The 24,050-nt window shown below is 70.3% G+C and carries 24 protein-coding genes; 8 read left to right on the plus strand and 16 right to left on the minus strand.

Going from position 1 to position 24,050, the window contains the following annotated elements; translation table 11 throughout:
* Positions 1 to 41: 41 nt before the first annotated feature.
* Together PHN62_RS02860 and PHN62_RS02865 are read left to right on the plus strand one after the other, a co-directional pair.
* Positions 42 to 608, plus strand: coding sequence for a rhodanese-like domain-containing protein (locus PHN62_RS02860; protein WP_300146031.1), 567 nt, complete (start codon positions 42 to 44; stop codon positions 606 to 608).
* A gap of 199 nt (positions 609 to 807) precedes the next feature.
* Complete coding sequence (locus PHN62_RS02865) at positions 808 to 1,236, plus strand: cytochrome c family protein (protein WP_300146034.1); 429 nt, start codon at positions 808 to 810, stop codon at positions 1,234 to 1,236.
* 93 nt (positions 1,237 to 1,329) lie between these two features.
* Here the strand turns inward: PHN62_RS02865 and PHN62_RS02870 are convergent, their stop codons facing one another.
* The 3 genes from PHN62_RS02870 to PHN62_RS02880 all read right to left on the minus strand — a co-directional run bounded on the left by PHN62_RS02870 (position 1,330) and on the right by PHN62_RS02880 (position 3,526).
* A complete protein-coding gene (locus PHN62_RS02870) occupies positions 1,330 to 2,883 on the minus strand; it encodes an energy transducer TonB (protein ID WP_300146037.1) in 1,554 nt (517 codons plus the stop codon).
* An 89-nt stretch (positions 2,884 to 2,972) separates the two neighbouring features.
* Positions 2,973 to 3,167, minus strand: coding sequence for a hemin uptake protein HemP (gene hemP / locus PHN62_RS02875; RefSeq protein ID WP_300146040.1), 195 nt, complete (start codon positions 3,165 to 3,167; stop codon positions 2,973 to 2,975).
* A gap of 152 nt (positions 3,168 to 3,319) precedes the next feature.
* Entirely contained in the window at positions 3,320 to 3,526 is a 207-nt protein-coding gene (locus PHN62_RS02880) for a hypothetical protein (RefSeq protein ID WP_300146043.1), read from the minus strand.
* Between PHN62_RS02880 and PHN62_RS02885 the strand changes: the two genes are divergently transcribed.
* From PHN62_RS02885 to PHN62_RS02905, 5 genes are all read left to right on the plus strand, one after another.
* Entirely contained in the window at positions 3,510 to 4,589 is a 1,080-nt protein-coding gene (locus PHN62_RS02885) for a ChuX/HutX family heme-like substrate-binding protein (RefSeq protein ID WP_300146045.1), read from the plus strand. The two genes, PHN62_RS02880 and PHN62_RS02885, sit on opposite strands and share 17 nt — an antisense overlap.
* Positions 4,589 to 5,494: a hemin ABC transporter substrate-binding protein gene (locus PHN62_RS02890; RefSeq protein WP_300146047.1), complete on the plus strand. Its 906-nt coding sequence runs from the start codon at positions 4,589 to 4,591 to the stop codon at positions 5,492 to 5,494. The genes PHN62_RS02885 and PHN62_RS02890 overlap by 1 nt, the downstream gene beginning before the upstream one ends.
* 5 nt (positions 5,495 to 5,499) lie before the next feature.
* Complete coding sequence (locus tag PHN62_RS02895) at positions 5,500 to 6,564, plus strand: iron ABC transporter permease (protein ID WP_300146521.1); 1,065 nt, start codon at positions 5,500 to 5,502, stop codon at positions 6,562 to 6,564.
* On the plus strand, positions 6,557 to 7,366 hold the full coding sequence (locus PHN62_RS02900) for an ATP-binding cassette domain-containing protein (RefSeq protein ID WP_300146050.1): 810 nt from the start codon (positions 6,557 to 6,559) through the stop codon (positions 7,364 to 7,366). The genes PHN62_RS02895 and PHN62_RS02900 overlap by 8 nt, the downstream gene beginning before the upstream one ends.
* A 163-nt stretch (positions 7,367 to 7,529) precedes the next feature.
* On the plus strand, positions 7,530 to 7,742 hold the full coding sequence (locus PHN62_RS02905) for a hypothetical protein (protein WP_300146053.1): 213 nt from the start codon (positions 7,530 to 7,532) through the stop codon (positions 7,740 to 7,742).
* A gap of 352 nt (positions 7,743 to 8,094) precedes the next feature.
* Here the strand turns inward: PHN62_RS02905 and PHN62_RS02910 are convergent, their stop codons facing one another.
* The 11 genes from PHN62_RS02910 to rpe all read right to left on the minus strand — a co-directional run bounded on the left by PHN62_RS02910 (position 8,095) and on the right by rpe (position 20,945).
* On the minus strand, positions 8,095 to 10,014 hold the full coding sequence (locus PHN62_RS02910; protein ID WP_300146055.1) for a cation acetate symporter: 1,920 nt from the start codon (positions 10,012 to 10,014) through the stop codon (positions 8,095 to 8,097).
* 11 nt (positions 10,015 to 10,025) lie between these two features.
* Positions 10,026 to 10,355 carry a DUF485 domain-containing protein gene (locus PHN62_RS02915; protein WP_300146058.1) on the minus strand — a complete coding sequence of 110 codons (330 nt, stop codon included), beginning with the start codon at positions 10,353 to 10,355 and terminating at the stop codon, positions 10,026 to 10,028.
* A gap of 209 nt (positions 10,356 to 10,564) precedes the next feature.
* Positions 10,565 to 12,655, minus strand: coding sequence for a capsular polysaccharide biosynthesis protein (locus tag PHN62_RS02920; protein WP_300146061.1), 2,091 nt, complete (start codon positions 12,653 to 12,655; stop codon positions 10,565 to 10,567).
* Entirely contained in the window at positions 12,642 to 13,850 is a 1,209-nt protein-coding gene (locus PHN62_RS02925) for a polysaccharide biosynthesis/export family protein (RefSeq protein ID WP_300146064.1), read from the minus strand. The genes PHN62_RS02920 and PHN62_RS02925 overlap by 14 nt, the downstream gene beginning before the upstream one ends.
* A 35-nt stretch (positions 13,851 to 13,885) precedes the next feature.
* Positions 13,886 to 15,187 carry a capsule biosynthesis protein CapA gene (locus tag PHN62_RS02930; protein WP_300146067.1) on the minus strand — a complete coding sequence of 434 codons (1,302 nt, stop codon included), beginning with the start codon at positions 15,185 to 15,187 and terminating at the stop codon, positions 13,886 to 13,888.
* A 190-nt stretch (positions 15,188 to 15,377) separates the two neighbouring features.
* Positions 15,378 to 16,835 (minus strand): NAD-dependent succinate-semialdehyde dehydrogenase, encoded by a 1,458-nt coding sequence (locus PHN62_RS02935; RefSeq protein WP_300146069.1) that lies wholly within the window; start codon positions 16,833 to 16,835, stop codon positions 15,378 to 15,380.
* Positions 16,836 to 16,880: 45 nt separating this feature from the next.
* A complete protein-coding gene (locus PHN62_RS02940; RefSeq protein ID WP_300146072.1) occupies positions 16,881 to 18,053 on the minus strand; it encodes an aminotransferase class I/II-fold pyridoxal phosphate-dependent enzyme in 1,173 nt (390 codons plus the stop codon).
* A complete protein-coding gene (pth, locus tag PHN62_RS02945) occupies positions 18,053 to 18,778 on the minus strand; it encodes an aminoacyl-tRNA hydrolase (RefSeq protein ID WP_367186985.1) in 726 nt (241 codons plus the stop codon). The genes PHN62_RS02940 and pth overlap by 1 nt, the downstream gene beginning before the upstream one ends.
* Positions 18,779 to 18,861: 83 nt before the next feature.
* Positions 18,862 to 19,455: a 50S ribosomal protein L25/general stress protein Ctc gene (locus tag PHN62_RS02950; protein WP_300146075.1), complete on the minus strand. Its 594-nt coding sequence runs from the start codon at positions 19,453 to 19,455 to the stop codon at positions 18,862 to 18,864.
* Positions 19,456 to 19,579: 124 nt separating this feature from the next.
* Positions 19,580 to 20,272, minus strand: a complete 693-nt coding sequence (gph, locus tag PHN62_RS02955) for a phosphoglycolate phosphatase (RefSeq protein WP_300146078.1) — start codon at positions 20,270 to 20,272, stop codon at positions 19,580 to 19,582.
* Position 20,273: 1 nt separating this feature from the next.
* A complete protein-coding gene (rpe, locus tag PHN62_RS02960) occupies positions 20,274 to 20,945 on the minus strand; it encodes a ribulose-phosphate 3-epimerase (protein ID WP_300146081.1) in 672 nt (223 codons plus the stop codon).
* 176 nt (positions 20,946 to 21,121) lie between these two features.
* Between rpe and PHN62_RS02965 the strand changes: the two genes are divergently transcribed.
* Entirely contained in the window at positions 21,122 to 21,850 is a 729-nt protein-coding gene (locus PHN62_RS02965) for a GNAT family N-acetyltransferase (RefSeq protein ID WP_300146083.1), read from the plus strand.
* Between the two features lie 13 nt (positions 21,851 to 21,863).
* Here the strand turns inward: PHN62_RS02965 and PHN62_RS02970 are convergent, their stop codons facing one another.
* Both PHN62_RS02970 and PHN62_RS02975 read right to left on the minus strand, forming a co-directional pair.
* Complete coding sequence (locus PHN62_RS02970) at positions 21,864 to 22,745, minus strand: ParA family protein (protein ID WP_300146086.1); 882 nt, start codon at positions 22,743 to 22,745, stop codon at positions 21,864 to 21,866.
* A 244-nt stretch (positions 22,746 to 22,989) separates the two neighbouring features.
* The gene (locus PHN62_RS02975; protein ID WP_300146089.1) at positions 22,990 to 23,889 is read right to left on the minus strand and encodes a ParA family protein; all 900 of its coding nucleotides are present in this window, start codon (positions 23,887 to 23,889) and stop codon (positions 22,990 to 22,992) included.
* Between the last annotated feature and the right edge of the window lie 161 nt (positions 23,890 to 24,050).

Raw genomic sequence — 24,050 nt, forward strand, 5'->3', positions numbered from 1 at the left:
CGGCGCGGAGCGCGCAGGATGACCGCGAAGGAGTCTCCGCCATGCGATTCGCCGCTCTCGCCCTGACGATTCTGGCGCTCTGCGCCGCTCCGGCCCGCGCCGAAGCGCCCAAATCCCTCCATGGCGTCGATCCGGTCACGGGATTCCGCATGGAGAACTTCCGCGCCCCGACTCCCGATTCCCTGCCCGGCGGGGTGGTGGCCCATCTGGAGATGGCCGAAGCGGCCTCCGAAAGGGGCGTCTATCAGCTCGTGGACGTCTACGCCGAGGGCATGAAGCCCGTGCCGGACAGCGGAGAATGGGCGATCTTCAACGACCGCCTGCATCTGCCGGGCTCGATCTGGCTGCCGGGCGTGGGCGGCGGGGCTCTGGACGAGGCGACCGAAGCCTATTTCCGCCGCGCTCTGGAGCGAATCACCCAAGGCGACAAGGCGCGCGGACTGATGTTCTATTGCATGTCCGATTGCTGGCAGAGCTGGAACGCCGCCCGTCGGGCGATTCTCTGGGGTTATGAGAAGGTCGCCTGGTATCCGCTCGGGACGGACGGCTGGCTGGAGGCGGGCGGCGAGCTCGTCGCGGGAGAGCCCCTGAACTTCCTCGATCCCTGAGGCCTCCGGAGCGCAGGGCCGTCCCGGCCCGGCCCCGAGCGGCGCCTCCGGAGGATGCGCGCGGAGCTTGCGCGCAGGGCGATCCGCCTTCCGCCGAAGGTCTTAATTCGTTCATGAAGCCAATGGTGGCATGATGCAGGTTCAATGCGCCGGCTTCATCGCCGGAGCGAGATGAGAAACGCGCTTAGGGAGGAACGGCATGTTTCGTGGGATCGCGCTCGCGCTGTGCGCCGTGGCGGGCTTTGCGGCTCCGGCGGTCGCGGCGGGCGACGTCGCAGCCGGCAAGAAGGTCTTCAACCGCTGCAAGGCCTGCCATGAGGCCGAGAAGGACGCCAACAAGGCGGGGCCGAGTCTGCATGGAGTCATCGGGCGTCACGCCGGCGCCGTCGAGGGCTTCAAGTATTCCGCCGCCATGGCCAAGGCCGGCGAGGAAGGCCTCATCTGGACCGAGGAGAAATTCTCCGAATACATGGTCAAGCCCAAGGACATGATCCCGGGAAACACCATGTCCTTCGCGGGGCTCCGCAAGCCCGAGGACATCGCCAACCTCCTCGCCTATCTCGAGAGCGTCGCGCCGGAGAAGGCCGAAGGAGCCGCCGAGGAGAAGGAAGCCGCGCCCGCCGAGTGAGGCCCGGGGCTCCCGAGAAGGAAACCGCGCCGCCGAAGGGGTCTTCGGCGGCGTCGTCATGTCCGGGGGCCGTCTCCGGGCCTGCGCCGGGGGTCAGCGGAAGTCGATCCGGATCGGCGACTGGAAGGTGTAGGTCTCGCCCGGAGGGGCCCCCGCCGGAACCGGCGGATAGCGCGGCGCCGTGCGGGCCGCCCGCAGGACCATCTGGTCGAGCGCGCCGTTGCCCGAGGATTGCGAGATCTCGGCGCTGACGAGGCTTCCGTCGCGCCGGATGCTGAGCGTCAGCACGATGGTGCCCTGGAAGCGTCGCGAACGCGCGGTGCGGATGTCCGGCGAGCGGTTCAGCGCCTGGTCGATGACGTTGCGCACCAGAGATCCGTAATTGCTCAGATCCACCGAGCCGGTTCCTCCGGCCACGCCGCCCGCGACTCCGCCGGCCTGGCCGCCCGCCGAGCCCCAGGCGACTCCGCCGCCCGAAGCCGAGGGCGCGCTCGCAGCGGAGCCCGTGGGCGAACCGAAGGCCGATCCGCCGCCCGGCGCTCCGCCCGAAGACGGAAGCGGCGCGGCGGGACGCGGCGCCGTCGGCGCGGCGTAGGCCCCGACCGGCGCCGCAGAAGGCGCCGGATAGGGCGAAGGCGCCGCCATGGCCATGGTCGAAGGGGCGGGCGCCGGAGGGACGTAAGGCGTCGGCGCGGGCGGCGCCGAGACGGGCGCCGCGGCCGGAACATAAGGCGCAGGCGTCGGCGCGACATAGGGGGTCGGCGCGACGTAGGTCGGCATGGGGGCGGGCTCGGGCACGCGCGCCGCGGCCACCAGGGTGAAGGGCTCCGAGGGCGCGACCACGGGCGCGGGCGCCTGATAGACGGGAGGCGGAGTCCAGACCTGCTCCAGGGGAATCGGAGTCGCCTCCGGCGGAGCCGCGAGAATCACGGGCTCGGGCGTCGGCGGCTGATAGACCGGCGGCGGCTCGTAGACCGGCAGGGGCGCGGGCGGCGGCGGAGGAGGATCATAGACGGGAGGCGGCGGCGGCGGATCATAGACCGGCGGCGGAGGAGGGGGAGGCGGAGGAGGCTCCGGCGGCGGCGGCTCCGGGGGGGGAGGCGGCGGAGGCGGAGGCGGAGGGGGCTCCGGCGCGGGAGGCGGCGGCGGCGCTTCGGCCACCTGCACGGGCTCCGGCGCAGGGGGCGGCATGGGCCGCGCAGGCGGCGGAGGCGCCGAAGCCGGCGCCATGCTGGGGGGCTCGGGTTCGGGCGCGGGGGGCGCAGGCTCGGGCTCCGGCGCGGGAGGCAGGTCCGGTTCGTCCTCGAACAGGGGCTCCTCGTCGGCCAGCTCGGCCATCTCCAGAGCCGCAGGCGGCTCGGGAGCGGGTTCGGGCGCAGGGGGAGGAGGCTCGTCCTCGGCGAGGTCGATCTCCGGCAGGTCGTCCGTCATCTCCGGCGGAGGCGGCGGCTCGATCTCCTGGCGCAGCTGCTCGATGGTCTCGGGCTCGGGCGGTTTCGAGGTCAGCGCCTCGAACTCCTCGACGGTGATCGTCTCGATCTCCAGCGGGAGCTCGGGGGGCGGCTCCTCCAGAGGCGCAGCGCCGGGCATGACCGAAAACAACAAGCCCAGATGCAAGGCCCCCGAGAAGACAGCGCCCACCCGCATGGATTCAGTTCCTTTTCGTCAAACGCCCCTGGCTCGATCCGCGCGCGAGAGGCTGCGAATCGATGATTCGGCTTGTGGCGCCGGTCGCTTCACTTCGTCAGGAGCAGCTTGCCCTGACGCGTGACGCGCAGAAGATAGGTCTCCCCGCGATGCGCGATGCGCAGCAGGCTGGAGCCCTGGAAAAGCTCCGCGCTCTCCAGGGTGGGCGAAACCGCGGCCGCGACGACCGCGCTCACCGAGGGCGGGGCGACGGGCGACGGATTGGCGAGCGACTGGGTGCGCATGGGAACCTCTCCGGTTGGGTTAGGGGCCGCGACTCGCTTGGAGGCCGGACCCGACGCCCTCTTATTGACGCGTCGTTCCGCGAAAATCAATTCCTGAATAAAACGCTCGGAAATTATCTTGACTTCCCTGGTCGGATATCTAGAAATCGGGGTCAGCCAAGGTCGGCGGTCGCTTCCGAGAGGAGCGCGGCGAACGGCTTGAGCCGGGAAATCAGGATTTGTCCGCCTTCCGGCGGCTCCCGTTTTCCGTTTCGCGCCTCGTCGGGTTGCGCCATGATCTGGCGGAGCAAGACGCGGCCCGGGGAAATGCGGCGGCGTTCATCACGCGAAGGAATTGCTGGGATGTCCACCACCGTCATCGATTTCACCGGACTCGCCCGACGCGAGGTCGAGTTGCGCGGCGCCCGTCCAGGGTTGCGTCGGCGCGATGCGGCCGAGGCGCTGGGCGTGTGTGAAGCGGCCCTGGTCGAGGCCCTCCGGATCTCCGAGGGCGGAGCGCTGTCCCTCCGCCGCCCGACGAGTCCGGAGGGTTTCGGCGAGCTCCTCAAGGAGCTGCCCCCTCTCGGCCGCCTGATGGCCCTGACCCGCAACGAACATTGCGTCCACGAGGTCTACGGCGCCTACGCCGCGCCCCAGCTCTTCGGGGCCATGGGCATGACGCTCGGCGCCATCGACCTGCGGCTCTTCCTGAGCAACTGGCGTTTCGGCTACGCCCTGACCGAGCAGACCGAGCGCGGCCCGCGCCGCAGCCTGCATTTCTTCGACGCCTCGGGCGAGGCCGTCCACAAGATCTACGCCACCGCCGAAACCGACCTGGAGGCCTGGGAGGCCCTCGTCTCCCGCTGGACCGATCCGGCCCCCGCCGCGCCCGAATACGTCGCCCCCCCCCCGCGCCGCGCCGGACGCCCGGACGCCGAGGTCGATCTGGAGGCCCTCCGGGCCGGATGGGCCGCCATGCGCGACCCCCATGACTTCGAGACCCTGCTGAAGAAGCACGACGTCACCCGGATCCAGGCCCTGGCGCTGGTCGGCGAGGAGTTCGCCCGGCCTGTCGCCCGGGAGTCCATCCGGACCGTTCTCGAAGGCGCGGCGGCGGGCGAGGTTCCGCTGATGGTCTTCGTGGGCAACCGCGGCTGCATCCAGATCCACACCGGCGCGCCCAGGACCGTGAAGGTCATGGGGCCCTGGCTGAACATCCTGGATCCGGGCTTCAACCTGCATCTGCGCGAGGACCGCGTGGCCTCCGCCTGGGTGACGCGCAAGCCTGCGGGCGCGGACCATGTCCATGCGCTCGAGCTTTACGACGAGACCGGCTTCTGCTTCGCGCGCGTCTTCGGCGAGCGTCACGGCGACGAGGCCGAACGCGCCGACTGGCGCGCTCTGGCGACGGGCCTTGCGCCCGCCGTGGGAGAACTCGCGTGATGCGGCGCAAGCTCCTGGGCCTCCTCGCGGGGGTCGCGGCTCTGGCTCTGGGCGCGGGATCCGCGCCCGCCGGGGCCGAAGAGGCGGCCGCTGCGCGCGTCGTCTCGCTGGGCGGAGACCTGACGGAGATCGCCTTCGCCCTCGGCGCGGGCGGATCCATCGTCGCGGCGGACGACACGGCCACCTGGCCCGAAGCCGCTGCGGAATTGCCGAAGGTCGGCTATGTGCGCCGCTTCTCCCCCGAGGGCGTGCTCGGCCTGACGCCGGATCTGGTCATCGCGGCCCATGACGCCGGGCCGGAGCTGGCTCTGGAGCGCCTGCGGTCGGCGGGGCTTGAGGTGAAGGTCGCGCCGGACGGCGAAGGCTGGGACTCGGTCGCGCCCAAGATCGCCTTCGTGGGCGAGGCGCTGAAGCGTCCCGCCGAAGCCGAGGCGCTGATCGAAGAAACCACGACCCACATGGCCGCCGTTCAGGCGGTGCTCGAGAAGACCGACGAGCGTCCCGGCGTGATCTTCATCATGTCGGATCAGCGCGGCTCGCCCATGGCGGCGGGACGCGGCACGGCGGCCGACGCGGTGATCGCCCTTGCGGGCGGACGCAACGTCATCACGGAATACGAGGGCTACAAGCCCCTGTCGCGCGAATCGGCGGCGGCCATCGCGCCGGACGTCGTGCTGGTGCCCAATCACGTCCTCGCCTCCATGGGCGGGATCGAGGGGGTGAAGGCGCGGCCCGAATTCGCGGCGTCTCCGGCGGCGCGCGAGGACCGGATCCTCGCCATGGACGCCATGAAGCTGCTCGGCTTCGGCCCGCGCACGCCCGAGGCGGTCGAAGAGCTGGCGACGGCGCTGCATCCCGAGCTCGCCCCCGAGCTCGCCAGGGCGCTGGCGGCGGCCGCGCCGTGACCGAAATGACGCGCGACCCGGCGCCCTTCATCCGCAGGGGGGCCGGATTGCGCGGACCTCTGGGACTGATCCTGTTGGCGACGCTCTGCGGGATCGCTCTTCTGGCGGAGCTGGGCCTCGGCCCGACGCCCTTGTCGCTGGACCGCATCTTCGCCGCGCTGCGCGGCGAGGCCGATGCGGCGGCGCAGACCATATTCACCCAGATCCGGGCGCCTCGGGCGCTGCTGGCTCTGGCGGCGGGGGCCGGACTGGGCCTCGCCGGCCTCGCTTTGCAGGGCGTGTTGAGAAACCCGCTCGCCGATCCCGGCTTGATCGGCGTGACGGGCGGCGCGAGCGTCGGGGCCGTCGCGACCATAGTCTTCGGCGAGACCATGGTTTCGGCGGCTCCGGCGGCTCTTCGCCCCTGGGTCCTGGCCTTCGCGGCCTTCATCGGCGCCGCCCTGACGGTGGGCTTCATCCTGAAACTGGCGCGGCGGGAGGGCATGACCTCCGCCGCGACGCTGATTCTGGCGGGCGTGGCGGTCAACGCCATCGCGGGCGCTCTGGTGGGCGTGGCGGTCTATCTCAGCAACGACAATCAATTGCGCGACTTCACCCTCTGGAGCATGGGCGGCCTCGGAGGCGCGGACATGCGCGCCGCGACGGTGGTCGCGGTGGTGACGCTGATCTCCGGGCTGGCGCTGCTGCGGCTGGCGCGGCCTCTGGATCTTCTGCAGCTCGGCGAGGGCGCCGCCTTCCATGCGGGGCTCGACGTGGAGCGCGCCAAGCGCGCCGCCGCGCTCTGGGCGGCTCTGGCGGTGGGGGCGGCGGTTTCGGTCGCGGGGCCCATCGGCTTCATCGGGCTGGTGGGGCCGCATCTGGCGCGGATGATCGTCGGGCCGGGGCATCGTCTGGCGGCGCCCGCCTCGGCGCTGCTCGGGGCGACGCTGCTGCTCGCGGCGGATCTGGCGGTGCGTCTGGTCGCGCCGCCTTCGGAGCCTCCGGTGGGCCTGGCCATGGGCCTGATGGGCGGACCCTTCTTCCTCTGGCTGCTGATTCGCCGCCGCAATGCGGGAGGCGGCCTTGCTTGAAGCGCGCGAACTTTCCGTGCGGCGCGGGGGGCGGCTGACGCTCTCGGGCGTGACGCTGCGTCTGAAGCCCGGTCGGGCGGTTGCGCTCTGCGGAGCCAACGGCGCGGGGAAATCCACCTTGCTGGAGGCGCTCTGCGGCGGGCTGCGGCCTGATTCGGGCGGCGCCTTCCTCGACGGCGCCGACCTTTGCCGCGCCGACGCCTTGCAGCTGGCCTTGCGGCGGGCGGTTCTGGAGCAATCGCCGCGTCTGGCCTCGGCGCTGACGGGCCGCGAACTGGCGGAGCTCGGGCTCTGGGCGGCGGCGCCGCCGCCCGTCGAGGCGCGGCGGATCCTGGCCTGGGCTCTGGGCGCGGCGGGCGCGACGGAGCTTGCGGGACGTCCGGCGAATCAGCTGTCGGGCGGCGAGCGGGCGCGGGCGCATCTGGCGCGGGTCTTCGCGCAGATCCGGGCGGGCCGCGAGCGGCTCGGGCCGGAGGCGGGCGGGCGCTGGCTGCTGCTCGACGAGCCGACGGCGCCTCTGGATCTGGGGCGTCAGATCGACCTCATGGCCGCGCTGCGCGATCTCGCGGCGGAGGGCGTGGGGGTGGTGGCGGCGCTGCACGACCTCAATCTCGCGGCGGCCTTCGCGGATCATGTGGTGCTTCTGGCGCAGGGCCGCCTGCTGGCCGAGGGGCCGCCGCGCGAGGTCTTCACCGAGGCGCTGCTGAGCCAGGCTTACGGCGCGCCCATCCATGTGGCCGAGGGCGAGGGCGGGCGGCTGCGCGTCACGCCGGATTTCGCCCGCATCCGGGGCGCCGCCTGAGCGCCTGCTCAGGCGAAGAGGCGGCGGGCTTCGTTTCTCGAAGATCGCGCCGGATGGTGCTAGGATCAGGAGAAGGAGCCCTCCAGCCGGAGGCTCCGGACCGCAAGCCGGGCCGCCGCGCCCTTGACGGCGGGAGGCCCGGACGACTCGAAGGGAGGCTTCGATGTTTCGTCTGATCGGGATGGTCTTCGGGCGCCGCGCCGCGCCTCCGCCGGGCTTCGTGGATTCCGCCGCCCTTCAGGCTTCGGAGCTGGTCGAATCCCTGCCCGACGCTCCCCCCTGCGAATGCGAAGGCGCCATGGAGGCGCTCTGCGACTGGCGCCGCTGCTGCGGCGAGGACGAACGCGCCTCCGGCGAAAGGGCCTCCAGGGTCTGAGTCCCGGCGCCTGTCTCCCGGCCGGGCCGGAACGCGCGACGAGGCGGCCATGAGAGCAGCCGGAGCCTGCGAAGCCCGGAAAAGCCTCCGGGGCGTGAGAGCCTCCGCTCCTGCGCGCGAGCCTCTGATCTCCCCATCCTCCTCCTGAAGCCTCCTCAAGCGAAGCCGACCTGTCTTCGCCGCGCGGAGTCCCGATCTCCGGACGCCCTGCGTCTCGGGGATGCGCTCCGCGCCTGCGGCTTGCAGGGAACGGGTCTCCAGAATGAAACCGCCCCGCGTCCTGCGACGCGGGGCGGTCCGGTTTTCAGGCTGCGGATCCCGGAGGCCTTCCGGCCTCCGGACCTGCGCAGGTTTAGTGCTGGCTGGCGGCTGCGGCGCCGAGGCCCGTGTTCTGACGGACATAGACCTCGTCCCACAGCTCTTCCGAGCGGCGGTCGCGCCAGAGCAGCGAGCCCAGGATCACCGAGAGGAAGCCCAGCGGGATCGAGATGATGCCCGGGTTGCGCAGCGGAAGCAGCGGCTCGGTGAGGCCGATGAGGTTGGTCGTGCGGTCGCCCAGAGCCGCGATGCGGGCCTGCTGCGTGGCGATGGTCGCCTCGGCGCCGGCGACGGCCTGACGGATCGCCTCCTGACGGGCGGCGTCCGTGCTGGTCGCCAGTTCGGCGTTGAGGGTCGCGACGTTGGCCTGCTGGGTCGCGATGATCCCGTTGGCCGCCGCGCGGATCTGGTTCGGATACTGGGTGTTGGGCGAGGCCAGCACCAGCAGGATCGCGGACAGGGTGCCGACGATCATGCCGAGCACGATGCCGCCCGTGTTGCAGCGCTTCCAGAACAGCGTCAGCAGGATGCAGGGGAAGTTGGCCGAAGCCGCCACCGCGAAGGCCAGCGCCACCAGATGGGCCACGTTCTGGCCCTCGGCGGCGATGCCGATGACGATCGCCATGGCGCCCACCACGAGGCTGGCGATGCGCGCCGCCTTGACCTGCTCTCCGGCCGTGGCCGAGCCGCCGCGGATCACGCCGACGTAGAGGTCATGCGCGATGGCCGAGGCCGAAGCCAGCACCAGACCGGCCACCACCGCCACGATGGTCGCGAAGGCCACCGCCGCCACGAAGGCCAGCATGAAGTTGCCGAGCATGGAATCCGCGCCGCCGCCCAGATATTGGGCGAGGATCGGCGCCGCCATGTTGCCGCCGCGGTCGGCGAGGAGGATGTTGGGCGCGCCCACCTTCATCGCGGCGCCGAGGCCGAGGAAGAGGGTCAGCACGTAGAAGCCGCCGATGATGGCCATGGCCCAGATCACCGAGACGCGGGCTTCCTTCGCCGAAGGCACGGTGAAGAAGCGCATCAGGATGTGGGGCAGACCGGCGGTGCCGAAGACCAGCGCGAGGCCCAGCGAGATCTGGTCGAGCGGGCTGGTGAAGTAGAGGCCGGGCTCGAGGAAGCGCTGGCCGAGTTCGGTCGGAGACATCCCCGCCGTGGATCCGGCCTGCTTGGCCTCCAGCAGCTGGCGGACGCGCTCCTGGATGCCGCCGTCGTTGACGGCGTTCTGCAGGAAGCCGCCGAAGAAGCCGTACTGGCTCCAGACCAGCAGGACCAGCACGATCGAGGCGATGACCAGCAGGATCGCCTTGATGATCTGCACGTAGGTCGTCGCGACCATGCCGCCGAAGATCACGTAGGCGAGCATGAGCATGCCCACCGTGATGACCGAGATCTTGTAGTCGATGCCGATCAGCGTCTTGACCAGAACGCCGCCGCCGACCATCTGCGCCGTGAGGTAGAAGGTCGAGACGACGATGACCGAGATCGCGCCCACGATGCGCGTGGCCTTCGGATTGTTGCGATAGGCCAGGATGTCGGCGAGCGTGTACTTGCCGATGTTGCGGCAGGGCTCGGCGATGACCAGCAGCACGGTGATGTAGGCGACGAGCCAGCCCACCGAATACATGAAGCCGTCATAGCCGTAGATCGAGATCAGGCCCGCGATGCCCAGGAACGAGGCCGCGGAGAGATAGTCGCCCGCGATCGCCCAGCCGTTCTGGACGCCGCTGATGCCGCCGCCGGCGGTGTAGAAGTCGGAGGCCGACTTCACCTTGCTCGCCGCGCGATAGGTCACGAACATCGTCAGGCCGATGATCGCCGCGAAGACGAGGAAGGTCAGCCAGCGATACTGCGGGGCGACCACGCCGGAGCTTTGCGCCAGGGCGGGAGAGGCGAGCAGGGCGGTCGAAACCGCGAGCGCGAAGGCGCCGCCTTGAAGTTTCTTCATGGAGGGGCTCCTTAGGCGCGCTGAGCGGCTTGCGCGAGCAGGTCGCGCTTGAGGGCTTCGGAGGCGGCGTCGAATTCGCGGTTGGCGCGGCGCGTGTAGATGAAGGCGATGCTCCAGGCCACGACGAACTGCGAGATCGCGAAGAGCAGGCCGAAATTCACCACGCCGAAGATCTTCGTCGCCCAGAGGCCGGGGGCGTAGGCGGCCCCGAGCGGCAGCAAGAAATAAAAGACCACGGAGAAGGCCATCAGAGAGAAGAGGAATTTCCGCTTCTTCGCGACCAGCTCCAGAAATCGCGGGTCCTGCCCCGCGCGCGCCCAATCGATGTTGGGTGTCGTCATAACGCGTTCCCTCTCCCTGATGCTTCGCTCGGCGCGGGCGGCCCTTTGGTTCGGACCTTGATTCGCGCAGGGGCCGATTCCCCACGCGATCCGCGACCGCATCTTTACTGAATTTTCGGTAAGGCGCAATTTTCTTCCAAAAGCCCGAGCATGTCCATCACATCCGCATCCGGACTGCGGCGGCGGAAATCCCGATGCTGCGGCGAGGCTCAGATCTCGCCCCGCAGGCGCGCGCGCAATGCGAGCAGAACCCCCCGGATCCGCGCTCCCAGGCGTCGCGCCGGAGTCGCGTGGCGCGCCAGCCGGGGGTCCCGCCGGAGCAGGCGCCGCGCGGTCAGCTCGGGCGAAGAAGGCAGGCCCGTCAAGGGGTCCAGATAGATGGGGTGGAGGATCAGGGCCGCCGCCGTCAGCTCGTCGAGCGTGGCGCGGCGGGTCCGTCGGGAGGGGATCGGCCCGAGATCGCGCGTCAGGCCCCAGCCCGCGTAGAAGGGCGCGCCAAGACAGGTCACGGAGCGGCCCCGCAACAGCGCCTCGAAGCCCAGAAGGGAGGTCATGGTCCAGACCTCATGCGACGAAAGGATGAGGGCGTGCGGCGCCGAGTCGCGGGCGACGGCCTCCGCGAGACCCGTCAGAGCCGCCTGCGGAACCGCGCCCTTGCGGCGCAGGGCCTCGACGTCGGGATGGGGCTTGTAGATCAGGAAGGCCTCCGGATGAGCCGCCCGCGCCGCCTGGAGCAGCCCGAGATTCGTCCGCACCTCGCCGCCGCCCTTCAGGATCGAGGCGTCGTCCTCGACCTGCCCCACCACGAGGACCACGCGCCGTCCTTCCGGGATCGCGATCCTCGCCGGGCCGCCGAGATTGTATTTGCTCACGTCGCCCGCCGCGAGCAGGCCCCGCAGGGCCGCCGCCCGCTCCAGAAGCTCCGGAGAGAAGCCGCCTTCCTGGATCAGGGATTCGAGGTCGCTGGGGCGGGTGGGGTCGTAATAGATCCCCTGCGCGTCGGTCACGAGCGAGGCGGGCGGCAGCAGATCCGCGCCGAGGCCGATGGAGCGCAGGAATCCGTCCTCGACGCGCAGCAGCGGCGTGTTCTGGGCGGCGGCGGCCTCGGCGAGGCCCGGGGGCTCCTTGCCCGCCCAGACGAGAATCCGCGATTCCGGCGCCGCGCGCGCCCGGGCGAGCGCCGTCTCCGGGCTGCGGAGGATCTGCGGCCGCGTCCGGCTGGAGCCGAAATAGGCCCGCATCACCGGCGGCTTCCAGAAGGCCATGCCGAGGCAGAAGGTCGGGCGGCGGTTGGCGAGGTCGCGGTCGCGCGTCGCGGCGAGCAGATCGGCGATGGTCTCGAAATCCGACAGGGCGTCGAGGCGCGGGTCGTAATAGAGCGGTCGGCGCAGCCATCCGGCGGCGAAGATCTCCGGGGCGCCGCGCGGACCATGGGCGAGGCGGCGGGCGGGGGCGGGGAGATCGTCCTGCGTCGCGCCCCAGCCCGCGTAGAAGGGCAGGCCGAAGCAGCGCACCGGTTTCTGCGCGAAGAGCGCCTCGGCGCCCATCTGGCTGGAGACCACATAGACCGAAGCCGCCCGCTCGATCAGGGCCCAGGGCGAGGCCTCGCCGGTCGCGATCCCGACGCCCTTCAGCGCGGCGGGATCCTCGAAATGGCCGCGTTTCTTTCCGGCGAGCACGTCGGGATGGGTCTTGAGCAGGATCCGCGCGCCGGGATTCTCGTCGCGGGCGGCCTCCAGCATGCGGGCGAAGCTGCGGGGCTCCGCGCCGCCGTGGCGGATGGAGGCGTCGCCGAAGGTCTGGTCCACGACGAGCACGAAGCCCGGCTCGGGGGGATCGGCCAGATCCGGCGGCGCGAGGTTGAATTTCGAAAGCCTGAGCCGCCTCAGCCGGGCGATTCCCTCCAGGGCGCGGGCCTCCTCTCCCGGCGCGAGCCCCGCGCCGATGGCCGCCTCCAGATCGGAAGGGCCGGAGCAGTCGTAATAGACGCCCGTCAGGTCGGGCAGCAGGCTGAAGGGCGGCGCGCCCTCCACCCCGAGCCCCGGAGAGCGCAGGAAGCCGTCCTCCAGCGCCAGATAGGGAAGGCCGCGTCGGGCGGCCAGGCTGCGGGCCGCTTCGGCGCGCCGGTTGTAGCCCCAGCCCGCCAGAGCCTCGACCTCGCCGAAGCCCCGGGCCGGGACCAGACGCCACCCCGACAAGGCCAGAAACCGGCGCAGGCGCCGGTTTCGCAGCAGATAGGTCGAGAGGGTTCCGAGCCGCCGCGCCGGGAGGGCGGCGGCGCTCAGATCACTGGACGCCAAGCGTGGTGGCGGTGCCGCCCGCCGTGCTGACCGCGCCCGTGCCCATGGAGATCAGGCTCATGATCTTCCTCCACTCGACGATCGGGGCGTTGGTGACGAAGATCAGGTCGTCTTCGCGCAGCTGGAAGGCCTTGGCGTAGAAGAGCGCGTCCGGACGGCGCATGTCGAGCTGATAGATCACCCGATGCAGGCCCGGAGCGATGGCGGCGCTCGGCAGGGCGAGGGTCTCGATTCCCGTGGCGTCCACCGGAGTCGGATCGTCGGGAGCCATGATGCGCTTGAAGCGGTAGCGCGCCAGACGGTCGGCCTCCTCGAAGCGGTAGACGAAGACGCCCGTCGGATTGGCCTGATCGTCGTTGAGTCCGCCGCTCGCGCCGAGGGCGTCCATCAGGGTCATGTCGGGGCCGCTGAATTCGCGGCGTCCGGGGCCGCGCACGGCGCCCATGGCGGTGTAGAAGCGCGGATCGCGCTCCAGGATCAGGGTGTCGCCGCTGACCAGCGTCACGTCGTAGCGGGGCGTGGCGTAGATCACCGAAAGCGGCAGGCGGATGCTCTGGCCCCGGCGGCGGAGCGTCACGAAGGTGACCTCGGGCTGGAGCGTCGAGCCGCCCGCCCGCGCCAGAAGGCGCATCATGGTGTCTTCGCCCGGCGAGAGCGGATAGACGCCGGGGCTCGAGACCACGCCCTGGATCGAGACGCTGCGGGGCGTCTCCTTGGCGCGGCGGATCTCGATCTGGGGATCGAGGGTCTTCTCGGCGAGGCTGGCGCGGATCTCGCGGCGCAGGTCCGAGACGCTGCGTCCGGCGGCGTCCACGAAGCCCACGTAGGGCACGAAGATCTGGCCGACCTCGTCCACCGTCACCGCGCCGATCTCGGAGTTGCGCGCGCCCACCGAGGTGAAGACGCCTTCGTCGATGTTCTCCCAGATGCGGATCGAGAGCTCTTCGCCCGGCGCGATCTTGGCGTAGTCCTCCGGCGCGGTGCGGATGTAGTCGGGGGGCATGGCGTAGACGCGATCGATGCGCGCCAGCCGGGCCACATCCGCGTCGACGGGGATGAGGTCGTAGGCGACCTGCCCCTCCACGGCGGCGTCGGAGATCTCCCAGGCGAGCGGTCCGCCGCGCGGCGTCTTTTCGCATCCAGCAAGCGCCATGGCGGCGAAAACCGCCGCCGCCATGAATCGACCGAAAATCATGTGCCGTCCCTCAAGGTTCGCTGCGTCTCGCCCGCCTATTCCGCCGCCTCCGGCCAGCCTTCACCGGCCAAAGGGCGCAGATTGGCCTCATAGGGGTCTTCGCTGGCAAGCATCATGCCGACCAGACGCTTCACGCCGGGCCCCCGCTCGTTGTCGGCGTAGAATCCGCCGCGAATCTGAGAGGTGGCTTCGAGGAATCTCCGGAAGACCTGATAGGCCTGTTTATCCGGCGCGTCAGGATCGGAGAAGAAGCTTTTGAGATCCGGTCGGCGCGAAGTCAGGCCGGGCTTGTCGTAGACCGCGCGTCCGAGGGCCATGGTCGGCAGATTGCGCCAGATGGCCTGATGCGCGGCGGTCGAATTGATCGTGACCACGCCCCGGACCGTCTTGCGGTTGAGCAGTTCGCCGAGCTTGCCGCCGTCCACGAAATCCACGCGGCCTTCGAGTCCGTGGCGGCGGGCCGCGGCGGGAATCAGCCGGTGGAGTTTCTCGCGGCCGTCCTCCAGGGGATGGGCCTTGAAGACCAGCCGGGTTGCGGGGTCCATGTCGGGGAGGGCCGCCGCGAAGGCTTCGAGGCAGAACTCCACCATCTCCGCGAGGTTGCGGAAGTCGCTGTGGGCGCTCATCGAGGGGTCGAAGCCGAGCTGGAGCAGGATCATGAAGTTCGGCCGCGGATCCCTCATCAGCAGATGTTCGGTCACGCGCCGCCGCGGCCAGTCCAGCGGCTTGCGGAGGGTGCGCCGGAGCCAGACGCCCAGCTCCTGCGTGAGGGTCAGTTCGCGGTGGCGTTCGTAATTCGCATAGGCGCCGTTGCGGGTCCAGACCCGGAAATGATAGCGCAGGCTCTGGAAGATGTGCTGGCGCGTCGAGCCCCAGCGCGCGGGCGGCGGAGTCTCGATCTCCGTCTCGTCGCGGGCGGGGGCGGCGCCCATGTCCTCGAGTCCGAGGCTCATCAGCCGCGAATAGCCGTTCGCTCCCTGGCGCTCGTAGGTGATCCAGTGGGGGCGCAGATAGCCTTCCTCAAGGATATGCGTGCGGACCCCCGCCTGACGCGCCGCCTCCAGAGCCAGCCGGTGGGCCGGGCGCGTGTCTCCGTAGAGCGCCAGATCGGTGACCTTGCGGCGCTGGAAGAAGAACTGCAGGAAGTCCTGCAGCTCGGCGAGGGGCCGGTTGAAGGCCTCGTAGGGGAAGGCCTCCGGCCATTCGTAGCGGTCGCCCTGGTTGAAGCCGATGCGGGAGACCTGCGCGCCTTCGGCCTGAAGGGCGGCGGCGAGCTCGCCGAAGAAGGGCCCGTGAGGCCCCTGCAGAAACACGAAATGCCCAGGCTTGTTCAACACGCGCACGCCCTTCTGAAACGAAGCCCCCCGGCATCGGTGAAAAAAACCTAGGAAGCGCCTCGGAACCCGTCAACGAAAGATTACCCGAACACAGTCTTCCCGCCCCGGATCTTCGGGGCGGTGAGGCGTCGAAGCGGCGGTTTCGCCTGAAAGGAGAGCGCGGCGCAGCCGCAGTGAAGATTTTACGCGATCAGGAGATTCCACCGAGGCAAACATACTTGATTTCCAGGAAATCCTCCAGACCGTATCGCGAGCCCTCCCGGCCGAGGCCCGAGGACTTGACGCCGCCGAAGGGGGCTTCGGCGGTGGAGATCAGGCCGGTGTTCACGCCGACCATGCCGTATTCCAGCGCCTCCGAGACGCGCCAGACCCGCGCCAGATCCCGCGCGTAGAAATAGGAGGCGAGTCCGAACTCCGTGTCGTTGGCCAGCTCGACGGCTTCGGCTTCGGTCTCGAAGGCGAAGAGGGGGGCCACCGGGCCGAAGGTCTCCTCGCGCGAGACGGCCATGTCGGGCGTCACGCCGGTCAGCAGGGTGGGCTGGAAGAAGAATCCGCCCTTCTCGTGGCGCCGCCCGCCGAGCGTCACCTTCGCGCCCTTCGACACCGCGTCGGAGATATGGGCCTCGACCTTCTCGACGGCCTTCGCGTCGATGAGGGGGCCGAAGTTCACGCCCTCGTCGAAGCCGTCGCCGGTCTTCATGCGGCCGACCGCCGCCGCCAGCTTCGCGGCGAAGGCCTCGTAGACGCCCTTCTGCACGTAGATCCGGTTCGCGCAGACGCAGGTCTGGCCGTTGTTGCGGAACTTGGCGATCAGGGCGCCCTCGACGGCGGCGTCCAGATCCGCGTCGTCGAAGACGAGGAAGGGCGCGTTGCCGCCGAGCTCGAGCCCGAGCTTCTTGATGGTCGGGGCGCTCTGGGCCATGAGCTGCGCGCCGATCTCGGTGGAGCCGGTGAAGGTGATCTTGCGCACGATGGGGCTGGAGGTCAGCGCCGCGCCGATCTCCGCGGCGCCGCCCGTCAGCACCGAGAAGAGCCCCTTGGGCAAGCCCGCCTTGTCGCCCAGAAGCGCGAGGGCCATGGCCGAAAAGGGCGTCTGGGAGGCGGGTTTCAGCACCATGGCGCATCCGGCGGCGAAGGCGGGCCCGGCCTTGCGGGTGATCATGGCGTTGGGGAAGTTCCACGGCGTGATCGCGCCCACGACTCCGATGGGCTGCTTGAGCACGAGGATCCGCTTGTCGGGCTGATGGCCGGGGATGAGGTCGCCATAGGCGCGGCGGCCCTCTTCGGCGAACCATTCGAGGAAGCTGGCGCCATAGGCGATTTCGCCTTTGGCCTCGGCGAAGGGCTTGCCCTGCTCCATGGTGAGGATCGCGCCGAGATCCTCCTGATTCTCCATGGTCAGCTCGTACCAGCGGCGCAGGACGCCTGCGCGGTCCTTGGCGGTGCGGGCGGCCCAGGCCTTCTGGGCCTGCTGCGCCGCCTTGATCGCGCGTTCGGTCTCGGCGGCGCCGAGCTTGGGGACATGGCCCAGGATCTCGCCCGTCGAGGGATTGCGCACGGCGATCCCCTGGCCCTTCGCCTCGATCCATTCGCCCGCCACCCAGGCGGCCTGTTTCAGCAAGGAGGGGTCGCGCAGAGCGTAGGACATGGAAGGTCTCCCCGGAGAGTTTTCGGCTTCTCCGGGAGTTTGAGCTCAAACGCCGCCCCGAATCCAGTCCTTCAGGCGGCGCGCGCCCTCGATCATGTCCGTGGTGGAGCGGGCGTAGGAGAAGCGCATCCGGCTCAGGCCGCGGGCGGGGTCGAAATCCACGCCCGGAGTCGCCGCCACGCCCGCCTCGCGCAGCATCCGCGCGCAGAACTCGGGGGAATCCGCCGTGAATCTGCTGACGTCGGTCCAGATGTAGAAGGCGCCGTCCGCCGGAGCGATGTCCGCGAAGCCGAGGCCGGGCAGGGCGTCGAGCAGGATCTCGCGGTTGCGGGCGTAGGTCGCGACATGAGCCGAAAGCTCCTCGTCGGCCTCCAGAGCCCCGAGCGCCGCGATCTGGCTGACATGCGGCGCGCAGATGTGGTGATTCTGCGCCAGACGCTCCACCGTGCGCAGCAGATGCTTCGGAACCACCATCCAGCCCACGCGCCAGCCGGTCATGCAGTGATATTTCGAGAAGCTGTCGATGATCAGCGCGCGATCCGAAATCTGGACCGCCGAGACCGGCGCCCGGCCCTCGAAGAGGATGCCGTTGTAGATCTCGTCGGAGATATAGGGGATTCCGAGCCTCTCGCAGGTCTGGATGAGGGCGGTCATCTCGGGGCGGCCGAGAGTCGTGCCGGTGGGATTGGCCGGACTCGCCGCGAGGACTCCCGCGAGCGGCGCCTGAGCGTGGGCGGCCTCGATCATCGCCGGAGTCGGCTGGAAGCGCGTCGAGGCCTCCGCAGGCAGGCTCACGGGCTCGACGTTCAGCGATCTGAAGATGTTGCGGTAGCTCGGATAGGAGGGGTCGGCCATGGCCACCCGCGCCCCCTGGTCGAAGAGCGAGAGGAAGGCCAGCAGGAAGGCGCCGGAGGAGCCCGTCGTCACCACGATCTGCTCCGGATCCGGCGCGACGCCGTAAAGCCGCCTGTAGCGCGCCGCGAGGGCCTCGCGCAGATCCTCGCGCCCGGTGGCCAGGGTGTAGCCCATGGGATCGCCCGAAGAGAGCGCCTTCAGCACGGCCTCGCGGGCCCTGCGGGGGGCGGGCGCGGCGGGCTGCCCGACCTCCATATGGATGATCTGGCGGCCCTTGGCCTCTTCGGCGGCGGCGGCGCGCATCACATCCATGACGATGAAGGGGGCCACCTCGGAGCGGCGGGCGGGAGCGGGATAGGTCATCAGGGAGCATCCTTGGAGAAGCGGGCGCGCAGGGCCTCCAGAGGGTCGAGAGGGGCGGCGGGCGGCGTTTCGGCCGCAGGTCTGGCCCCGGACCCGCCCTCGCCCGCCGGAGCCTCGGGAGGCCTCGGCGGCTTCGGAGGTTTGGGCGGCTGGAGCCGCGCCATGACCCTTTGCTGATATCTGTCGAGGGCCTTGCCGGGATCCTCCTCGACCAGCGCGGGGGCCTCTGCGCCGAGCGCCGAGAGCATCGGCCCGAGCCAGGCCTCGTCGGCCTTGGCGAAGGCGTGGAGGACGTAATTCGCCACCTCCTCCTTCACGCCGGGATGTCCGACGCCGATCCGGATCCGGTGGAAGTCCAGCCCGAGATGCTGGCCGATGGAGCGCAGGCCGTTATGGCCCGCATGGCCGCCGCCGGTCTTCACGCGCAACCTGCCCGGCGCGAGGTCGATCTCGTCATGGAAGACCACGACCTGTCCGGGACGGATCTTGAAGAAGCGCGCCGCCTCGGCGACCGATTGCCCCGAGAGGTTCATGTAGGTCAGCGGCTTGAGGATCAGCGCCTTCTCCCCCCCGAGCCTGCCTTCCGCGAGCAGCCCCTGGAAGCGTTTGCCGAAGGGGCCGAAGCCCGCCTCCCGCGCGATCTCCTCGACGGCCAGAAAGCCGACGTTGTGGCGCGTGCGTTCATAGTCCGGCCCCGGATTGCCAAGGCCCACGAGCAGCAGCATGAAGAAGGACTCCCGAACATGAAGACGCCCTCTCCGGGGGCGGAGAGGGCGCTGAAACCTCACGAGGCCGGAGACGCAGGGTCTCAGGCTTCGGCTGCGCCCTCGGCTTCGGCCTCGGCCGGCGGAGCGATGGAGGCCACGGTGAAGTCGCGGTCGATGACCGGCGCGGCGCCCTTGGGCAGGGTCACCTTGCTGATGTGCACCGTGTCGCCGATCTCGAGCCCGGTCAGGTCGACCGTGAGCGAATCCGGAATGGCGTTGTTCGGGACGCGCAGCTCGACCACATGGCGCGCCACGTTCAGCGAGCCGCCCGCCTTCAGACCCGGCGAGGCTTCGTGATTCACGAAATGCACCGGGACTTCGATCTCGATGAGGGCGCCGCGCTCGATGCGCAGGAAGTCCACATGAGTCGGCAGGCCGTTGAGCTTGTCCTTCTGGATCGCCTTCGGGATCGCGTGATGCGAGTCGCCGCCGACCTGGATCTCGAAGATCGTGGTGAAGAAGCCGCCCTTGTGCAGCGTCTTCAGCAGCTGGTTGCCCTGCAGGCGGATGGTGACGGGCTCCTTCTTGGAGCCGTAGATCACGGCGGGAACATAGCCCTCGCGGCGGGTCTGGCGAGCGGCCCCCTTGCCCACTCCCGGACGCGCTTCGGCGACCATGACGACGACGTCGGACATCTGAATTCTCCATATGACGATGCGACCCGCCCCCCTCCAGGGGGGAAAGGGCGGGAAGCGCGCCTTATAGGCGCTTCGCGCGCGAATCGGAAGCCTTATCGGAGGCCTCGTCCGCAGGCGCGCCTTACGCCTTGTGGCGGGCCTCGCCTTCGCGGGTGAGCCGGTCGACGAGTTCGGGCAGGCGGGCGAAATCGGAGAACTCCGCGCGCAGCGTCCGGGATCTGATCGGGCCCTTGCGGTAGCCTTCCGTATGGAGAAGGAAGGGCGCGCCTGCGGCCTCGGCGGTGGCGGCGTCCACTTCGCTGTCGCCGACATAGGCCGTGGAGGCCGGTTCGGCTCCGAGATGGCGCGCGCAAAGCGCCAGAGGCTCCGGAGAGGGCTTGCGCTCGGGCAGGGTGTCGCCGCCGACCACCGCCTTGAACAGACCGTCTATCCCTAGTCGTTTGAGCGCCTGATGGGTGAGCGCCTCGGGCTTGTTGGTGCAGATCCCCAGATCATAGCCCGCCGCGCGCAAGGCGGTCAGAGCCTCGCGGGCGCCGGGATAAAGCCGCGTGCGCTGGGTGGGCTCCTCGGCGTAGAGGGCTTCGAAACGCTGGAGATCGGTTTTCGCCTCGTGAGCCTCGCGCGCGCGCTGTCCGCGTCCGGCCCAGGCCTGCTCCAGCAGACGCGGCGCGCCATGGCCCACGAAGCTGGTGACCGTCGGGAGGTCGTAGGCTTCGAGCCCGCGCTCCTCCAGCAGCCGGTTCAGGGCGTGGGCGATGTCGGGGGCGCTGTCGATCAGCGTTCCGTCGAGGTCGAAGATCACGGCCTTGCGCATGTCAGACAGCCTCCCCGGCGCGGCGGATCTCCGCCAGATTGGAGCGATAGAAGGTCGGGCCGCCCTTGAAGGCCGCCGAACCCGCGACCAGCACGTCGGCCCCCGCCGCGACCACCAGAGGCGCGGTCTCGGGAGTCACGCCGCCGTCGATCTCGATGCGGATGTCCCGGTCGCCGATCATCTTGCGGAGGTTCTTCACCTTCTCGATCTGGCTGCGGATGAAGCTCTGTCCGCCGAAGCCCGGATTCACGGTCATGACGCAGATCAGGTCGATGCGGTCGAGGACGTAGGCGACGGCGCTTTCCGGCGTCGAGGGATTCAGCGCCACGCCCGCCTGCTTGCCGAGATTCTTGATGGCCTGCAGCGTGCGGTCGAGATGCGGCCCGGCCTCGGCGTGGACGGTGATGAGGTCGGCGCCGGCCCTGGCGTAGGCCTCCAGCGAGGCGTCCACCGGCGAGATCATCAGATGGACGTCCATGAAGGTCCGGATGTGCGGGCGCATCGCCGAGCAGACCGGCGGGCCGAAGGTCAGGTTCGGCACGAAATGATTGTCCATGACGTCCACGTGGATCCAGTCGGCCCCGGCGGCCTCCATGGCCTGGATCTCCTCGCCGATCTTCGCGAAATCGGCCGAGAGGATCGAGGGGGCGAGACGAAGCTGACGCGCGGACATGAAGGGACTCCTCTGAACATCTGCGACGCAGGCTAAGGGGCGCCGCCGGAAACGGAAACCGCTTTTCTTGAAGCGCAGGCCCGCTTTTCGGGGGATGCGGCGCGAGCGCGCAGGGCTTAACATCCCGGCCTCACATGGCCCCGCCGCATATGGGCGTTCGCCGCAGGAGGCGGAAGATGGACCGACAGGAGGCGATGCGTCTGTTCGCCCTGAGCGCCCGGCTCTGGCCCGCCGCCGAGACGGCGCCGCTCGGGCCTTGGCTGCTGCGGGCCGATCCCTCGACGACCAGGAGGGCCAACGCCCTGGGCGTCTTCGGCCCGCCGGAGGAATCCATGGATCGGGCCATGGCGGGGGCCCGGGCCTGGTATGCGGCGCGCGGGCGTCGGCCTCTGGCGCAGATCCGCCTCGAGGACCGGGCGGCGCGGGACTGGCTGGCGGCGCGGGGCTCGACGCCCTTCGGCGCGACCTGCGTGATGGTGGTCCGGCCGCCCGTCGCGGCCGCCCGGGAGGGCCTGCGCGTCGAATCCGCCCCGGAGCCTCCGGCGGTCTGGGCGGAGGTCGAATCCCATGGCCCCGAGGATTTCCCGGCCCGTCTGGCGGTGATGCTGCGTCCGGAGCGGCGGAGCTTCGTCACGCTCTTCGAGGGGGCGGAGGCTCTGGGGACGGCCCATGTCGCGGCGGCGGAGGATCTGGCGCTGATCTCGGCGGTTTCGGTGCGGCCCGAGGCGCGGGGCCGGGGACTCGGAGGGGCGCTGATGGGGGCGGCTCTGGAGCGGGCGGCGGCTCTGGGCGCCGCGCGCGCGACGGTGCAGGTGGAGGCGGCCAACGCTCCGGCGCGGCGGCTCTACGCGCGGCTCGGGTTTCGGGAGGCCTTCAGCTACGCCTACGCCGGGATTCCGGAGTGATCGCGGGGCGAGGTCACGCCACCGCGAAGCTGCGCGCCTCGCCGAGGCCGTCGAGCAGGCGGCGCGCGGCCCGCGCGAAGATCTCGCGGGATTCCGGAGCCGCCTCGGCGAAGATCGGCCGCTTGGCGAGCTGGGCGGCCAGAGTGCGGGGGCCGAAATCCGGCGCCGCTCCGAGAATGTAGCTCGCGCCGGGGACATGGTCGTCCAGATCGCGGGCCATGCTGCGCGTCAGACGCCCCGCGCCCTCGATCAGGGTCCGGTGCGCCGGGGACTCGATGGAGACGCGATTCGCCAGCCCGCCGAGGAACCGCGCCCGCACGCCCCCGCGCGGACGCGCCCCCAGAGCCGTCCGCCAATGGGGCTCCCAATGGAGGATCCAGTCCCGGGAGGCGCGCAGCCCGTCGAGGCTCTGCGCCGACATGCCGAAGGCGGTCACGAAGCCGTCGGCGGCGATCAGCCCCGCCTTGGCCAGAGCGCTCGGGCCGGGCGCGAGGTCCAGAAAGGCGATGTCGTAGCCCCGATGCAGCCGCAGCAGCAGACGCCGCATCCGCAGCATCGCCTGAGCGTCGCCGCGGCTCCAGGCGGCTTCGAGCCGGGGCAGGACCTCCAGCAGGCTGGTGTCGCCCGGCAGGATGTCGAAGCCGAAATGCGGGCTGCGCATCACGAAGGGCGCGGGATCCAGCTCCTCGTCGTCGCGCAGGGCCCGCCGCAGGGCGCTTTCGCGCAGACCGCGCAAGGCGCCCGTCTCCAGACTGTGGAAGCTGGCGTTGCGCTGGGGATCGGCGTCGGCCACCAGCACGCGCAGCCCTCCCTGCGCGCAGAGAGCCGCCAGATGCAGAAGAAAGGTGGTTTTGCCCACGCCCCCCTTGCTGGTCAGGAAAGCCACGATTCGCATCCGTCCGCGTCTCCGTCCGCCGCATCTTCTCCGCCGTTCGGGGCGCGATCCGGGCGGGCGGAGTCGCCGCTCCGCCGCAGGAATCACGTCCGAGACCCGGCCTGGGCTCCGGCCCGCCGCGCGTCGCGCGGGAGCCGAATCGCCGGATCGCCCGTCGCGATTCTGCCGACGGGGCGTGAAGAACTGGTGAGGAGGCGCGACAGGATGAAGACGCCCCGAAGACGGGGCGTCCCGCAAGGGCGCTTCAGGCGGCTCTGGCCTGGGTGGCGAAGCGCTCCAGATTGGCGAGCATCTGCTCGGCCGCCCGCACGAAGACCGGACGCGCCGCAGGATGCACCCGGGCGTCGAAGATCGGCCGGCGCAGGCGGTTGGCCAGAGCGGCGGCCTCTCCGAAGTTGGGCACCTCGGCGATGACGTAATCCGCGCCGCGCACCCGGTCGGCGAGGTCGCGGGCCATGGCGGTGGTCAGCGAATCGATCTGCCGCGTGATGACGCCGTATTGCTCGGAGCTTTCGCCCGAATCCCGGGTCATGCGGTTGGCGACGCCGCCGATGAACCGGGCCCGCGCCGAGGATTCGGGCGAGGCTTCGGTCAGACCGCGCCATGCGGGCTCCCAGCGGCGGATCCAGTCCTTGATGAGCTTGAGCCCTTCGAGGCTGAACATGTCCATGTCGAAGGGCGCGACGAAGGCGTCGGCGGCGATCAGCCCGGCGCGGGTCAGGCCGTTGAGGGTCGGCGGCAGGTCCAGCAGGATCAGGTCGTAATCGGGGCGCTGGGCGTCGAGCACGCTCTTGAGGTTCAGGATGTAGGGGGCGTCTCCGCCGCCCCAGGCGACGTCGAACTGCGGGGCGAGGTCGGCCATGGCGGGCTCGCCGGGCAGCACGTGGCAGCCGAAATGCGCGCTGCCCAGCAGCGTGGCCGGAGGCGCCTTCGGATTGCTGAGCATCCGGTGCAGGCCGCCCGTCCGGGCCACGGCGGCGAAGGCGGGGGCCTCCAGCGTGTAGAAGCTGGCGTTGCGCTGCGGATCGGCGTCGACGATCAGCACGCGCTTGCCCAGATCCTGCGCGCAGGCCGCCGCGATGTTGCAGAGGAGCGTGGTCTTGCCCACGCCTCCCTTGTTGTTGAAGAACGCGACGATCTGCATCTTGTTCATCCGTTTCTGGGACGCCTTTCCGGCGCTGGACGCCTCCGGGCGAGCTTAACACGATCTTGCGGGTCCGGTCTTGCAGGTTTGGCGCCTGGCGGGTTTGGGGCCCGGGGAGCCTGGCGGCGCTTGCCTTCGTTCCTTTCGTCAAGCTATCGTGC

The sequence above is a fragment of the Neomegalonema sp. genome, assembly GCF_028688855.1.
GTDB lineage: Bacteria > Pseudomonadota > Alphaproteobacteria > Rhodobacterales > Rhodobacteraceae > Neomegalonema.